The sequence below is a fragment of the Actinoplanes sp. SE50/110 genome (genome assembly GCF_900119315.1).
Taxonomy (GTDB): domain Bacteria; phylum Actinomycetota; class Actinomycetes; order Mycobacteriales; family Micromonosporaceae; genus Actinoplanes.
The window spans coordinates 1,039,746-1,055,107 of sequence record NZ_LT827010.1; the positions used below are offsets into that span (position 1 = coordinate 1,039,746).

The window sequence follows — 15,362 nt, forward strand, 5'->3', positions numbered from 1 at the left end:
CGTTCCCCTGTCAGGAGCCCTGTCATGACCGCACTCTCCGAGAAACCAACCACGCCACTACGCCGGAACCGCGATTTCCGGATGCTCTGGACCGGGGCCGGCGCCTCGCTGCTCGGCACCCGGGTCGCCACCGCGGCCTTCCCGCTGCTGATCATCTGGGGCGGCGGCTCACCCGCGGACGCCTCCCTGGTCGCCTTCGCCACCCTGCTGCCCCAGCTGCTGTTCGTGCTGCCGGCCGGCGCCCTGGTGGACCGCTGGGACCGGCGCCGCACCATGCTGACCTGCGACGTGATCGGGCTGGCCGCGATGGGCAGCCTGGTCGCCGCGATGCTGCTCGGCCGGGTCTGGCTGCCGCACGTGATGGCCGCCGCCTTTCTGGACGGCAGCGCGGTGATCGTCTACCGGCTGGCCGAGCGGGCCTCGGTGCGGCACGTCGTGGAGCCCGAGCACCTGGGCGCCGCGCTGTCCCAGAACGAGGCCCGCGGCCAGTCCACCGGGCTGGTCGGGCAGCCGCTCGGGACGGCGCTGTACTCGGCTCTCCGGTGGCTGCCGTTCGCGTTCGCCACCCTCACCCACGCGGTGGCCTTCGTGACCCTGCTGGCCGTGCGCAGGAACCTGCAGGACGACCGGCCGCAGGCGCGGCGGATGCTGACCACCGAGATCGCCGAGGGCTTCGCCTGGGTGTGGCGGCACCGCTTCATGCGCTCGGCGATCCTGCTGGTGGGCGGGAGCAACCTGGCCTTCCAGGTGATCAACCTGACCCTGGTGCTGATCGTCAAGCACGGGGGGAGCCCGCCGTACATGGTCGGCCTGATCGGTCTGCTCGGCGGCGCCGGCGGCCTGATCGGCGCGCTGGGTGCGGCGCGGGTGATGCGCCGGCTGCCGATCCCGGCGATCCTGATCGGCGTCCTGGCACTGTGGGCGGTGCTGATCGCGCTGGTCGCGGTGATCACCCTGCCGGCCGGGCTGGGTGCGCTGATGGGCGGCATGGCGGCGCTCGGCGCACTGCTCAACGTGGCCGCCGCGACCTATCAGGTGCGGGTCACCCCGGATCACATGCAGGGCCGGGTGACCAGTGTTTTCGCGCTGATCGGCTCGGGCCTGAACTCGGTCGGCGCGCTGCTCGGCGGGGTGCTGCTGAGCGCCGTGAGCACGTCCGACGCGGCCCTGGTCACCGCCGCCGGGATGGGCCTGCTGGCGCTGCTGGCGGTGTGTCTGCCGGCCATCCGCCAGGCACCTGTCAGTTCCCTTTGACGGGTGGCACCAGGCACCTGTAAGCTTTGTCTTACACATGATGGGCCGACCTGATAGGGGTCACCCCAGTTTGCCGGACGAGGCGTCTCGGCGACCGCTCCGAGCCCCGCGGATTCCCTAGGCTCGCCCAAGAGAAGGAGAAGGCCGATGACTTACGGCAACGACCTCACCAGCCTGCTGGCCGTGGCCGGGATCATCCTGGTCCTGGTCCTGATCGTCACCCAGGCCGCCGCCACCTGGCGGGCCCGGATCGTCGCCCAGCGCGGCGACGAGCACTACCGCGAGCTCAACCACAAATACGCCGAGCTGCTCCTCGAGCACGAGGACATGCGCGAGCGGGTGGCGAGCGAGCTCACCGGCGTCCGCCAGTCCGTGACCTCGATGGAGCGCATGATGCGCGAGCTGAGCTGAGACCCCTCCCCAATCTCCCCCCTGATCCAGGAAGGACAGTCATGCTGCTGTTGGAGCGGATGGTGGGCTGGTCAGCCCGTCACCCCAAAAAGGTCATCGTCGGCTGGATTCTTCTGGTGGCCGTCGCGGTGCTGGTCGGCGGGTCGGCCGGCTCGGGCGCCAAGACCACCGACGCCGGCGAGGCCGGCCAGGCGCAGAGCATGATCCGCGCCCAGAAGGTCACCTCGTCCTACACCGAAAACGTGCTGATCGAGGCCCAGGGCCGGGACAAGTCGTTCCTCGGCACTCCCGATCTGGAGAGCGCCGCCACCGATCTGAGCGCCCGGATCAAGGCGCTGCCCGGCGCCACCAGCTCCGTGGTCACCCCGCTCGACAACGAGCAGACCCGGGCCGCGCTGGTCTCCAAGGACGGGAAGTCCGGCCTGGTCAGCTTCACCATCCCGGGTCCGGGCAAGGACGCGGACAAGCACTTCGCCGACATCAAGAAGGAGATCACCGCGGTCCAGGGCGCGCACCCCGGCGTCCGGCTCGCGATGGCCGGCGACATCTCGCTGACCTCGGCGGTCAACAAGGCGGCCGACGAGGACCTGTCCCGGGCCGAGCAGCTCTCCCTGCCGGTCACCCTGATCATCCTGATCGTGGTCTTCGGCGCGCTGGTCGCGGCGACCGTCCCGGTCTTCCTGGCGGCCACCGCGGTGCTCGCCGGGCTCGGCGTCCTCGACCTGGTCGGCACGATCATCCCGGCCAACAGCACGGTCTCCTCGGTGGTGCTGCTGATCGGCATGGCGGTCGGCACCGACTACTCCCTGTTCTACCTGCGCCGCGAGCGTGAGGAGCGGGCCGCCGGCAAGAGCGCCACCGAGGCCCTGAAGATCAGCGCGCGCACCTCCGGGCACGCCGTGGTGGTCTCCGGCCTCACCGTGATCCTCTCGCTGGCCGGGCTGTTCCTGGCCCAGGTCGACACGTTCAACGGGATGGCGATCGGCACGATCATCGTGGTCGGCCTGGCCGTGCTCGGCTCGGTCACCGTGCTGCCGGCCCTGCTGAGCGTGCTCGGCCGCCGGGTCGACTCGCTGCGGGTGCCCTTCCTGGGCCGCTCGCGCACCACGGCGACCAACTCCCGCGGCTGGTCGGCGATCGCCGGCGGGGTGTCCCGGCACCCGCTGATCTACGGTGGCCTGGCCCTGATCGCGCTGGTCGCGCTGGCCCTGCCGGCCTTCGGCATGAAGCTCAGCGAGCCCGGTCAGCTCGACTCGCTGCCGCGCAGCATCCCGGCGGTCGACGCCGGCGTGCGGCTGCAGCAGGCCTTCCCGGGCGGCGCCGACCCGGCGCAGGTGGTGGTCTGGGGCACCGGCGCCACCAGCGGCGCGGCCGACCAGGCCGTCGCCGAGCTGCGCCGCGAGGCGGCCGCCAGCGATCTGCTCGGCGACCAGATCTCGGCCACCCCGGTGGGCAGCGTGCTCAGCATCAAGGTCCCGCTGGCCGGCAGCGGCACCGACGACACCTCGGTGAAGGCGCTGGAGACCCTGCGCACCGACGTCCTGCCGAAGGCCTTCGCGAACACGCCCGGATTGAAGTACGCGGTGGGCGGCCGCACCGCCGGCCTGCACGACTTCGCCGACGTGCTCCAGCAGCGCACCGCCTGGGTGGTCGCCTTCGTCCTGGTGCTGGCGTTCATCGTGCTGGTCGTCGCGTTCCGGGCGCCGCTGGTCGCCGCGGTCTCGATGGTGCTCAACCTGCTGGCGATCGGGGCCGCGATGGGCATCGTGGTGCTCGGCTTCCAGAAGGGCGGCTTCGCCGGACTGCTGGGCTTCTCGTCCTTCGGCGGCGTGGTCAACTGGCTGCCGCTGTTCATGTTCGTGATCCTGTTCGGCCTGAGCATGGATTACCACGTCTTCATCCTGAGCCGGGTCCGGGAGCGCTGGGCCCGCGGCGAGTCCGCCAAGGACTCGGTCGTGCACGGCGTCGGCAGCAGCGCCGGCGTGGTGACCAGCGCGGCGGTCGTGATGATCGCGGTGTTCGCGATGTTCGCGACGCTCTCCGGCATCGAGTACAAGATGCTCGGCGTCGGGATGGCCGTCGCCATCCTGATCGACGCCACCATCGTCCGGGGCGTGCTGCTCCCCGCGACGCTGTCCCTGCTCGGCGACCGGGCCTGGAGCCTGCGCGGCCGCCCGGCCGTGGTGACCGGGTCCGACCCGGTGGCCGAGTCCGCCCACGCCGAGCCCACCGAGGAAGCCGTGCTGGTCAGCCACGCGGCCGCCACCGCACGAGGAGAGTGACGACGATGAGGAACATCAAGGTGGCCGCCGGCCTGCTGGCGATCGCGACGGGGGCGCTGTTCGCCGCCGGGTGCGACCCGAAGGCGAGCGGATCCGACCAGAGCGCGGACAACACGTACGACATCAGTGACAAGGTCAGCACGCTGTCGCTGAGCGGCCGGGGCGGCAACGTGACGCTCACCGCCTCGGACGGCGCCTCGGTCAAGGTCTCCGAGGAGCTGAAGTACGACGACGCCAAGCCGAAGACCTCGCACAGTGTGGACGGTGGCACGCTCAACCTGGTCGACAGCGGCTGCGGCAAGGACAACTGCCACGTCGACTACCGGATCGAACTACCGGCCGGCACCGTGGTGAAGATCAAGACCGACGGCGGCGACATCACCGGCAGCGGCCTCGGTGCCGACGCCACGGTCAACACCAACGGCGGAAACATCGATCTGTCGTACGCGACGCCGGCCCCGCTGGTCGACGTGACCAGCTCCGGCGGCGACGTGAAGGTCAAGGTCCCGGCCGGGCCGTACGAGGTGGACGCGTCCACCGACGGCGGCAACAAGACGGTGTCGGTGCAGGCGGTGGCCGGCTCCGCCCACAAGATCAAGGCCAAGTCCGGTGGCGGCGACGTCTCCGTGGTGAGCTGACTCTGAGACTCGCTAAAAGATAATAAATATAGAAGTATCCGGCAGAGTACGGTCCCGGACGGCCATCGCCGTCCGGGACCGGGCCGTTTTCGGCCACGAGCAGAGAGTTATTCCGCTCATGACTGTTGCCAAGCACATAGCGGCGCGTGACTGCTTCCGTGTGATCGCGCCCCGACCCGCCGCACGGCTCACCCTCTTCTGTTTCCCGCACGCGGGCGGTGCGGCCAGCTCGTTCCACCAGCTCGCCGCGCTGCTCCCGGACGACCTGGAACTGGTCGCGGTGCAGTATCCGGGCCGCCAGGACCGCTACGGCGAGCCGCTGCCCCGGACGATGGCCGAGCTGGTCGACGAGATCACCGGCGCGATGCTGGACCGCCTGGACCGCCCGGCCGCGTTCCTCGGGCACAGCATGGGCGCCACCGTGGCGTACGAGGTGGCCCGCCGGCTGCGCGCCCGCCGCCCGAACGCGCTGCGCCGGTTCTTCGCCTCGGCCCGCCGCGCCCCGCACCGCACCAACCAGTCGCTGCGCTTCCCGGACGACGCGTCGGTGTTGCGCTACGTCGACTCGCTCGGCGGCACCGGCGCCGGGATGCTGGCCGACCCCGACCTGCGCGAGCTGGCGATGCCGGTGCTGCGCGGCGACTTCCGGCTGATCGCCGACTACCAGTACGCCACCGGCGCCCCGCTGACCTGCCCGATCACCGTGATCGCGGGGGACAGCGACGCCTCGTTCACCACCGACCACGCCGGCGAGTGGGCCCGGCACACGGTGGCCGGCTGCTCGACCCGCACCATCCCGGGCGGCCACTTCTACACCGAGACCGCGCCGGCCCAGCTGGCCCGGCTGATCGTGGCGGAGCTGTCCGCCGAGCTGACCGCGGGAGGAACGCGATGAGCAACCCGTTCGACGACGAAGAGGCCCGCTTCCTGGTCCTGGTCAACGACCGCGGGCAGCACTCGCTCTGGCCGGCCGCGGTGACCACCCCGGCCGGCTGGTCGGTGGCGCTGGCCCCGTCCGATCGGGCCGACTGCGTCCGCTATGTCGAGCAGCACTGGACCGACCTGCGGGTGGGGTCGAAATGAGCGGCGCGCGGCTGCCCGAGGGCATCGAAGCGGCCTGGCCGCTCACCCCGCTGCAGGAGGGCTTCCTGCTGCACGCTCTCCAGGAGCAGGTCGACGTCTACGCCACCCAGCTCCGGCTCGACCTGGACGGCGAGATCGACGCCGCCCGGCTGCGGACGGCCGCCGACGCGCTGCTCGCCCGGCACGGGTCGCTGCGCGCGGCATTCCACCACGCCGGGCTCAAGCGCCCGGTTCAGCTGATCCACCGCGACGTGCCGGCCGCGTGGAGCGAGCACGACCTGACCGGTCTCGCCGGCCCGGAGTCCGAGGCCGAGGCGGCCCGGATCGCGGGCGTCGAGCGGGCCGCCGGGTTCGTCCCGCACCGGCCGCCGCTGCTGCGGTTCGCCCTGCTCCGGCTCCGACCGGGACGCCAGCGGCTCGTGCTCACCGTGCACCACCTGCTCTGGGACGGCTGGTCGGTACCGGTGGCGCTGGGTGAGCTGTTCGCCCTCTACGCCGCCGGGCCGGCGGACGTGCTGCCGCCCGCGCCGCAGTTCCGCGACTTCCTCGCCTGGCTGCGCCGGCACCCGACCGCCCCGAGCGAGCAGGCGTGGGCCGCGGCGCTGTCCGGACTGGACAGTCCGACGCTGTATGCCCCACAGGCCGCCGACCTGCCGGCCACCCTGCAGCACGAGGTCCGCGCGGTGCTGCCGGCCGAGGTCACCGACCGGCTGGCCGACCTGGGCCGCCGGCACGGCGTCACGCTCGGCACCGTGGTCCAGTTCGGCTGGGGGGTGCTGCTGTCCCGGCTGCTCGACTCCGCCGACGTGGTCTTCGGCACCACCGTCTCCGGCCGCCCGCCGCTGCTGCCCGGCGCCGACCGGATCGTCGGTCTGCTGCTCAACACCGTGCCGGTGCGGTTGCGGCTGCGCGCCGGTGAGTCCGCCGCGGCCTGCCTGGTCCGGCTGCAGGCCGAGCAGGCCGCGATGATCGAACACCACCACGCCCCGCTGGCCGCCGTGCAGCGGGCCACCGGGCACCCCGCGCTGTTCGACACCACCACGGTGTTCCAGAACTTCCCGCTCGACCACGAGGCGGTCACGGCGCCGCTGACCGCGGCCGGGGTGCGCGTCGCCGGGGTGCACATCGAGGATTCCACGCACTACCCGCTGCGGCTGGCGGTCACCGCCGGCGACGGGCTGGAGATGCGCCTCGGCCACCGGCCCGACGTGGTCGACGCGGACCAGGCCGGCATCCTGCTCGACCGGCTGGTCCGGGTGCTGACCGCGGTCGCGGCCGACCCGGGGATCGCGGTCGACGACCTGGACCCGCTCAGCCCGGCCGAGCGCGCCGACGTGCTGCACCGGTGGAACGACACCGCCGCCGGGGTGCCCGGCGGCACCCTGGTCTCGGCCTTCGAGGAGCAGGCCGGCCGGACGCCGGAGGCGGTCGCGCTGCGTCACGACGGCGCCGCCCTGACCTACCGGGAGCTGGACGAGCGGGCGAACCGGCTGGCCCGCCGGCTGCTCGCCGAGGGCGCCGGGCCGGGCCGGCTGGTCGGTGTCGCGCTGCCCCGCTCGTTCGATCTGGTCGTCGCGCTGTACGCGGTGCTCAAGACGGGCGCCGCCTACCTGCCGATCGACCCGGAGTACCCGGCCGCCCGGATCGCCGCGATGATCGAGGACGGCCGGCCGGCCTGCGTGCTCACCGACGGCCCCGGGGTGCCCGGCCCGGCGCTGCGGCTGGACACCCTGGACCTGGACGCGGTGCCGGCGCACCCGCTGAGCGCGGCGGAGCGGCGGCCGGTGACAGCGGACGACACCGCGTACGTCATCTTCACCTCCGGCTCCACCGGCCGCCCGAAGGGCGTGGCCGTCCCGCACCGCGGCATCGTCAACCGGCTGCGCTGGATGCAGGACCGTTACGGCCTGCGCCCCGGCGAGCGGGTGCTGCAGAAGACGCCGGCCGGATTCGACGTGTCGGTCTGGGAGTTCTTCTGGCCGCTGCAGGTGGGCGCCACCCTGGTGGTCGCCCGCCCGGAGGGGCACCGGGATCCGGCCTACCTGGCCGAGCTGATCCGGCAGGAGCGGATCACCACGCTCCACTTCGTCCCGTCGATGCTCGGCGAGTTCCTGCGCGAGCCGGCCGCGGCCGGGTGCACCGGGCTGCACCGGGTGATCTGCAGCGGCGAGGCGCTCCCGGTCGACCTGGAGCACCGCTTCCTCGGTCTGCTGCCCGGCGTCGAGCTGCACAATCTCTACGGTCCGACGGAGGCCTCGGTCGACGTCACCGCGTGGCAGTGCCGGGCCGAACCCGGCGCGGTGACCGTGCCGATCGGTGCCCCGATCACCAACATCCAGGTGTACGTGCTGGACCGCCTGCTGCGCCCGGTCGCCCCCGGCGCCACCGGCGAGCTCTACCTGGCCGGGGTGGGGCTGGCGCTCGGCTACGTGGGCCGGGCCGGGCTGACCGCGGAACGGTTCGTGGCCTGCCCGTACGGCGCCCCCGGCGAGCGCATGTACCGCACCGGCGACCTGGTCCGCTGGCGCGCCGACGGGGTACTGGAATATCTGGGACGCAGTGACCATCAGGTGAAACTGCACGGTCAGCGGATCGAGCCGGGCGAGATCGAGGCCGCGTTCGCCGCCTGCCCGGGGGTGTCACAGTCGCTGGTGCTGGTCCGCGAGGACCGGCCCGGGGTGCAGCGCCTGGTGGCCTACGTGATCGCCGATCCGGGCCGCACCCTGGTCGCGGACGACCTGCTGACCGCGGTGTCCGGCACGCTGCCGGCGCACATGGTCCCGTCCGCGGTGCTGCTGCTCGACGCGTTCCCGGTCACCCCGAACGGCAAGGTCGACCGGGCCGCGCTGCCCGCACCTGAGGTGCCGGTGACCGCCGGCGCGGCGGGCGGCGAGCCGCGCACGGCGGCCGAGACCGCGTTCGCCGATGCCTTCGCCGTGGTGCTCGGGCACGACCGGGTCGGGGTCACCGACAGCTTCTTCGATCTGGGCGGTGACAGCATCCTGGCGATGCGGGTGGTGTCGCTGGCCCGGCAGGCCGGCTGGGTCGCCACCGCCAAGGACGTGTTCCGGCTGCGTACCGCGGCGGCGCTGGCGGCGGTCGCCCGTCCGGCCGCCGGGGCGACGGCGGAGACCGCGGCCGCGGCGATCGGCCGGGCGCCGCTGTCGCCGCTCGGGTCGGCGCTGGTCGCCCGGGGCGGTGGGTTCCACGGCTTCCATCAGGCGGTGGTGGTCGAGACACCGGCCGGGCTGGACGACGCGACACTGGCCGCCGCGCTGCGCGACGTGGTCGGTCACCACCCGGTACTGGCGGCCCGGCTGACCGCGGACGGCGACCTCGAGATCCCCGCCGCTGCGGCCGTGGAGCTTCTGACTTTCGAGGGAGCCGCTTTCGAGGCGGCCGAGTTCGCCGCCCGGCGTCTGGACCCCACGGCGGGGATCAACGTCCTGGCGGTCCGGGTGGATCACCGCAGGCTCGTGCTCGTCGCGCACCACCTGGTCGTCGACGCGGTCTCCTGGCAGGTGCTGCTGCCCGACCTGGCGACGGCCGCCGAGGCCCGTGGCCGGGGCGTCGCGCCGGTCCTGGAGCCGGTGCCGGTCTCCTACCGCACCTGGGCACGCGGCCTGCCGGAGGTCGCCCGGCAGCCCCGGCGCACCTACGGCTTCGCCCGGGACGCCCGGCACACCGAGGTCACCGTGCCGGCCGAGGTGGTCACCCGCCTCGGCACGGTGGCCGAGAAGTTCCACGGCCGCCTGGACGACCTGCTGATCACCGCATACTCCCGGGCGCTGACCCAGGAGGCGGTGATCGACATCGAGGGGCACGGCCGGGACTCGGACGCCGACCTGTCCCGCACCGTCGGCTGGCTGACCGCGGTCCGCCCGGTCCGGGTGACCGGGATCGGCGCCGACCCGCGAGCCGCCGTGCTGCGGGTCAAGGAGCAACTGCGGGCCCCGGCCGCGGACGACCTGGACCCGGCGCCGTTCCTGTTCAACTACCTGGGCGGTACGGCCGGCGCGGTGGCCGGGGCCTGGCCGCTGCTGGCCGGTGAGCCGCTGCCCTCCGGGGTCGACCCGGGCATGCCGCTCGGCTACCACCTGGAGGTGCACGTCGCGGGCCGCCCGGACGGGACCCTGCGGGCGCTGTGGATCACCGCGGACGGGTTCGAGGCGCCGGCCGAGCGCTGGCGCGACGCCCTGGTGGCGCTGGCCGAGCTGGCCGACCCGGCGGTGCCCGGCGGCCGCACCCCGGCCGACCTGCCGCTGGCGGCGCTCGGCCAGGCCGAGGTCACCGCGCTGGAGTCGCTGGTGCCGGACCTGTCCGACGTGCTGCCGGCCAGCCCGCTACAGGAGGGCTTCCTGTTCCACGCGGCGGAGGCACGTGACGGCGGCACCGACGTCTACACCACCCAGGTGCGCCTCGATCTGTCCGGCCGGGTCGATCCGACCCGGATCCGGGCGGCCGGGCAGCGGCTGATCGACCGGCACTCGGCCCTGCGGACCGGCTTCCACCAGCTGGAGAGCGGGGCCGCGGTGCAGGTGGTGCGGTCCGGCGGGGTCGCGCTGTGGCGGGACGTCGACTTCACCGTGCTGCCCGCGAGCGAGCGGGAGGCGGCTGCCGAGCGGCTCACCGAGGCCGAGCGCGACGACTTCGACCTGGACCGTCCACCGCTGCTGCGACTGGCGCTGATGCGGCTGGCCGACCGGGAGTGGCGGCTCGCGGTCACCGCGCACCACATCGCCGTCGACGGCTGGTCGCTGCCGATCCTGGTGCAGGAGCTGCGGGCGATGTGGTCGGACCGGGCCGCGCTCACGGACGACACCGCGCCGTCGCACCGCGACCACGTCGCGTGGCTGGTCGGCCGGGACCCGGCGGCCGCCGTCCGAGCCTGGGCGGAGAACCTGCGCGACCTCGACGGCCCGCTGCTGGTGGCGCCGGAGACGCCGGGCGCGGCGGTGACCGCCCAGCGGCAGATCAGCCGGGAGCTGCCCGGTGCCACGGTGCGCCGGCTGCTGGACGCGGCCCGGCCGCTCGGGGTCACCCTCAACACCGCGGTCGAGTTCGCCTGGGCGCTGGTGCTGGCCCGGATCACCGGCCGGGACGACGTGGTGTTCGGCACCACCGTCTCCGGGCGGCCGGCCGACCTGCCGGGCGCCGACCGGATGGTCGGGCTGTTCGTGAACACCGTGCCGGTGCGGGTGCGGCTGCACGCCGGGACGACGCTCGGCGAGGCGCTTACCGTGCTGCAGGGCGAGCAGACCGATCTGCTCGACCACCAGCACCTCGGGCTCGGCCGGATCCACCGGCTGACCGGCTGCACCCAGCTGTTCGACACCACCACGATGCTGGTCAACTATCCCTTCGACGTGGAGGTGCTGGCCGAGCCGGACGGCGCCGGGTACCGGGTGACCGGCCTGGGCCTGGACGACGCCACGCACTATCCGCTGCGGCTGGTCGCGGTCCCGGGGCCGGACGACCGGCTCACCGTGCGGCTCGGCTTCCGGCCCGACCTGGTGGCCCCGGCCGACGCGGAGGCGCACCTGGACCGGATGATGCTGGCCCTGGAGAGCCTGGCCGGTGACCTGGACGTGGGAGTTCGGGAGATCGACCTGATCACCGCGGCGGAGCGGGAGACGATCGTGGCGCAATGGGGCGGCTACTGATCAGATTTTTCTGACACCTGTCATGAAGTGTTGACGCCCCTCGGGTGGGTGTGCGAAGCTTCTCGTGCGCCGGAAAGAGGTCAACGCGGATGGATGTCACAGGTGATGACCTGCTGAAGATGTTGACGGCGCTGAGCAATCCGCACCGTCTCCGGATCGTGGGGGTGCTCTCCGCCGAGCGCGACTACGTCAGCCGGTTGGCCGTCCGGCTGGGCATGAGCAGGCCGTTGCTGCACATGCACCTCGCCCGGCTGGAGGCCGCCGGCCTGATCGAGGGCAGTCTCGAGCTGTCCGCGGACGGTAAGGCGATGAAGTTCTTCGAGGTCACGCCGTTCGCGTTGCAACTGACACCGCAGACGGTGGCCGAGGCGGTCAAGACGCTGACCGACGCGGCCACCGAGAAGTGAAAGTGATGGTGAGTGCGTTGGGTTCCAATGGCGACGATGTGGTGAGCCTGCTGGCCGCCGCGGGGATCTTCGTCGTGCTCATCGTGATCGTGTGGCAGCTCGCCGCCACCTGGCGGGCGCGTCTGGCCACCGCCCGCGAGGCGCAGTACCGGGAGCTCGCCGAGCGGTGCGCCCAGCTGCTGGCGGAGAACGCGGAGTTGCAGAAACGCACGGTCGCCGAGCTCACGCACGTCCGCGAGGCCACCGCGGCGATGGAGAAGATGATGCGCGAGGTCGGCTGACAACGGAAATATAGACCTCACCGACACAGTGGAGCCCTGCGATTCCCCCGTATCCAGGGCTCCACTGTCGTGAGGTGAGACTTTCATGCGGTTACCGTTGTCGGCCGGACAGATGGGCATCTGGCTCGGGCACGAACTCGATCCGACCGGGCACGCCTACAACATCGCGGAGTACACCGAGGTGGACGGCGATCTCGACCAGGACGCCTTCGAGCAGGCCTGGGCGCGGGTGCTGGAGGAGGCGCCGACCTTCAAGGCGACCGCGATCCGCCGCGACGACAGCGGCGAGCTCTACCAGATCATCGACGAGGCGCCCGCCCGGATCACCCGGGTCGACCTGCGCACCGAGCCCGACCCGGACGCGGCCGCCCAGCGCTGGATCCGTGCCGACCTGGACCGCCGGATCGACCTGGAGGTCGGTGGGCTGTTCACCTTCGCCCTGCTGCGGGTCGGCGACGCACGGTTCGTCTACTACGGCCGCGGCCACCACATCGCCTGCGACGGGTACGCCGCGGCGCTGCTGTTCCGCAAGATCGGCGCGTACTACACCGAGATCGTCACCGGGGCGCCGCTCGCCGACGCGCCGCCGCCCGCCGAGTCGTTGGCCGCCACCCTGACCGCCGACGCGGAGTACCGGGCCGGCGAGGAGTTCCAGGCCGACCTGCGTTTCTGGCGCGAGCATGCGTCCTCGGCCAGCCCGGTGAAGCTGAGCGACCACTGGGCGACCCGCGGCCCGGACACCCCCGACCCGGGCGCCGTGCACATCCGCCGCTCGACGAGCGTCCCGGCCGGGCGCACCGCCGCGATCGCCGAGGTGGCCCGCGAGCTGCGGACCCGCTGGCCGGTGCTGCTGATGGCGGCCACCGCCGCGTTCCTGCACCGCTGCACCGGCCGTACCGACGTGGTGCTCGGCGTCCCGGTCACCGGCCGGACCACCAGGCAGCTGCGGGCCACCCCGAACCATTCGTCCAACGTGGTCCCGCTGCGGATCGAGGTGCGGCCCGGTGACACGCTGCGCGACCTGGTGCCGCGGGTCTCCGGAGCGCTGCGTCTCGCGCTGCGGCACCAGCGTTGCCGGTTCGAGGATTGGCAGCCGGCGCACGCCGGCGCGGCCGGCACCGGCTGGGGCACCGTGGTCAACGTGATGGCCTTCGACTACCAGGTGACCCTCGCCGGGCTGCCCACGGTCACCCGCAACCTCACCCTCGGGCCGGTCGACGACCTGTCGTTGGGCTTCTACGACCGGGGTGACGGCAGCGGCTGGCGGCTCGACGTGGACGGCAACCCGGACCGCTGGGCGCGCGCCGACCTCGCCGTGATCGAGAACCTGTACCTGCGCTTCCTCGAGGAGGTCAGCACCCTGCCGGACACGCCGCTCGGCGAGTTCGAGCTGACCTCGGCGACCGAGCGCGAGCTGCTCCTGCACGACTGGAACGGCACCCCGGCCCCGGCGCCCCGGGGCGACCTGGCCGACGCCTTCGCGGCGCGGGCCGCCCGCACACCCGGGGCGGTCGCGGTGACCGAGGGGGCGCGGGAGATCACGTACGCCGAGCTGGACGCCGCCGCGGACGCCCTCGCCGCCGAACTCCTCGACCAGGGCCTGCGGGCCGAGGAGCCGGTCGCCATCCTGGCCGAGCGGTCGGCGCTGGTGGTGCTCGCCACCCTCGCGATCATCAAGGCCGGTGGGGCCTATCTGCCGCTGCGGCCCACCGACCCGGCCGCCCGGCAGCGCGCCATGCTCGCCGACGCCGGGGTGCGGCTGCTGCTCACCGACGTGCCGGCCGACCACCCGGTCGAGGCGCTGCTGCTGTCCGCGGCCGATCTGAGCGCCGCGGCGCCGGCCACCGCCCCGCACCGCGGCGGCGACCCGGACCGGCTGGCCTATGTCATGTACACCTCCGGCTCCACCGGTCGGCCCAAGGGCGTCGCGGTCACCCACGGCAACGTGCTCGCCTTCGCCGCGCACCACCGGTGGTCGGACGGCGACCACGAGCGGGTGCTGATGCACTCCTCGCACGCCTTCGACGCCTCCACCTACGAGATCTGGGCGCCACTGCTGACCGGCGGCCGGATCGTGGTCGCCCCGCCCGGCCAGGTGACCGCCGACGAGCTGGCCGCGGTGATCGCGGCGCACGGGGTGACCGCGGCCTTCCTCACCACGTCGCTGTTCAACCTGATCGCCGGCACCCGCCCGGCCGCGTTCGCCGGCCTGCGCACCGTGTCGTGCGGCGGCGAGGCGGCCTCCGGCGAGGCGATCCGGCTGGTTCGCGCGGCCTGCCCGGGGATCCGGGTGATGAACGGCTACGGCCCGACCGAGACCACCACGTTCGCCACCACCATGGAGGTCGAGGAGTCCGGCGGCACCCCGCCGATCGGTGTCCCGCTGGACGCCACCCGGGTCTATGTGCTCGGCCCGGACCTGCGCCCGGTGCCGATCGGGGTGTCCGGCGAGCTGTACGTCGCCGGCTGGCAGAACGCCCGCGGCTACCTGAACCGACCGGCGCTGACCGCGGAACGCTTCGTGGCCGCCCCGTTCGGCCCGCCCGGCTCCCGGATGTACCGGACCGGCGACGTGGTCCGCTGGCGCGAGGACGGCGTGCTCGAATACGTCGGCCGCGGCGACCAGCAGGTGAAGATCCGCGGCTTCCGGATCGAGCTGGGCGAGGTCGAGGCGGCGCTGCTGCGCCTGCCGGAGATCGCCCAGGCGTACGCCACCGCCCAGGAGACCGCCCCGGGCGCCCGCCGCCTGGTCGCCTACGTGGTCGGCGCCGCCGGCGAGACCCCGGAACCGACCCGGATCCGGGAGTCGCTGCGCGAGAGCATGCCCGACTTCATGGTCCCGGCCGTGGTGACGGTGCTGCCGGCGCTCCCGCTCAACGCCAACGGCAAGGTCGACCGCGCCGCCCTGCCCGACCCGGAGGTGACCGTGACCGCCGGCCGCGAGGCCTCCGGCGCGGTGGAGAGCGCCCTGGCGGTCGCGTTCGCCGAGGCCCTCTCGGTTTCCCGGGTCGGTGCCTCGGACTCCTTCTTCGACCTGGGCGGCGACAGCATCCGGGCGATCCAGGTGGTCACCCGGGTCCGCAACGCCGGCTGGCTGATCGGGGTCGGCGACGTGTTGACCCTGCACACGGTGGAGAAGATCGCCGAACGGGCGGTGCCGGCCACCCCGGCCCCGGCCGAGCCCGCCCCGGACGACCTGCTGTCGCTGGACGACGACGACCTGGCGGCGCTGGTCTCGGCCCTCGCCGAGGACGCCGGCTGACCTCGCCCGCACCACGGGGGCCGGGCACCCGCCCGGCCCCCGTCGCGTGCCCGGCAAAAAAGTGGGAATTTCTCGGCGAAG

At 73.3% G+C, this 15,362-nt stretch carries 10 protein-coding genes; all 10 read left to right on the top strand.

Going from position 1 to position 15,362, the window contains the following annotated elements:
- The first annotated feature begins 24 nt into the window (after window positions 1–24).
- Window positions 25–1,254, top strand: coding sequence for an MFS transporter (locus ACSP50_RS04575; protein WP_014687985.1), 1,230 nt, complete (start codon window positions 25–27; stop codon window positions 1,252–1,254).
- 147 nt (window positions 1,255–1,401) lie between these two features.
- Window positions 1,402–1,665 (top strand): hypothetical protein, encoded by a 264-nt coding sequence (locus ACSP50_RS04580; protein ID WP_014687986.1) that lies wholly within the window; start codon window positions 1,402–1,404, stop codon window positions 1,663–1,665.
- Between the two features lie 41 nt (window positions 1,666–1,706).
- Window positions 1,707–3,947, top strand: a complete 2,241-nt coding sequence (locus ACSP50_RS04585; protein WP_014687987.1) for an MMPL family transporter — start codon at window positions 1,707–1,709, stop codon at window positions 3,945–3,947.
- Between the two features lie 5 nt (window positions 3,948–3,952).
- On the top strand, window positions 3,953–4,585 hold the full coding sequence (locus ACSP50_RS04590) for a DUF4097 family beta strand repeat-containing protein (RefSeq protein WP_014687988.1): 633 nt from the start codon (window positions 3,953–3,955) through the stop codon (window positions 4,583–4,585).
- A 118-nt stretch (window positions 4,586–4,703) separates the two neighbouring features.
- Entirely contained in the window at window positions 4,704–5,480 is a 777-nt protein-coding gene (locus ACSP50_RS04595) for a thioesterase II family protein (protein ID WP_014687989.1), read from the top strand.
- Window positions 5,477–5,668, top strand: a complete 192-nt coding sequence (locus ACSP50_RS04600; RefSeq protein WP_014687990.1) for an MbtH family protein — start codon at window positions 5,477–5,479, stop codon at window positions 5,666–5,668. The genes ACSP50_RS04595 and ACSP50_RS04600 overlap by 4 nt, the downstream gene beginning before the upstream one ends.
- Window positions 5,665–11,331 (top strand): non-ribosomal peptide synthetase, encoded by a 5,667-nt coding sequence (locus ACSP50_RS04605; protein WP_014687991.1) that lies wholly within the window; start codon window positions 5,665–5,667, stop codon window positions 11,329–11,331. Before ACSP50_RS04600 ends, ACSP50_RS04605 begins: the two co-directional genes overlap by 4 nt.
- Before the next feature lie 89 nt (window positions 11,332–11,420).
- Window positions 11,421–11,738, top strand: coding sequence for an ArsR family transcriptional regulator (locus tag ACSP50_RS04610; RefSeq protein WP_014687992.1), 318 nt, complete (start codon window positions 11,421–11,423; stop codon window positions 11,736–11,738).
- A gap of 8 nt (window positions 11,739–11,746) precedes the next feature.
- Window positions 11,747–12,019: a hypothetical protein gene (locus tag ACSP50_RS04615; RefSeq protein WP_231957002.1), complete on the top strand. Its 273-nt coding sequence runs from the start codon at window positions 11,747–11,749 to the stop codon at window positions 12,017–12,019.
- Between the two features lie 85 nt (window positions 12,020–12,104).
- Window positions 12,105–15,281 carry a non-ribosomal peptide synthetase gene (locus ACSP50_RS04620; RefSeq protein ID WP_014687994.1) on the top strand — a complete coding sequence of 1,059 codons (3,177 nt, stop codon included), beginning with the start codon at window positions 12,105–12,107 and terminating at the stop codon, window positions 15,279–15,281.
- The last annotated feature ends 81 nt before the right edge of the window (window positions 15,282–15,362 follow it).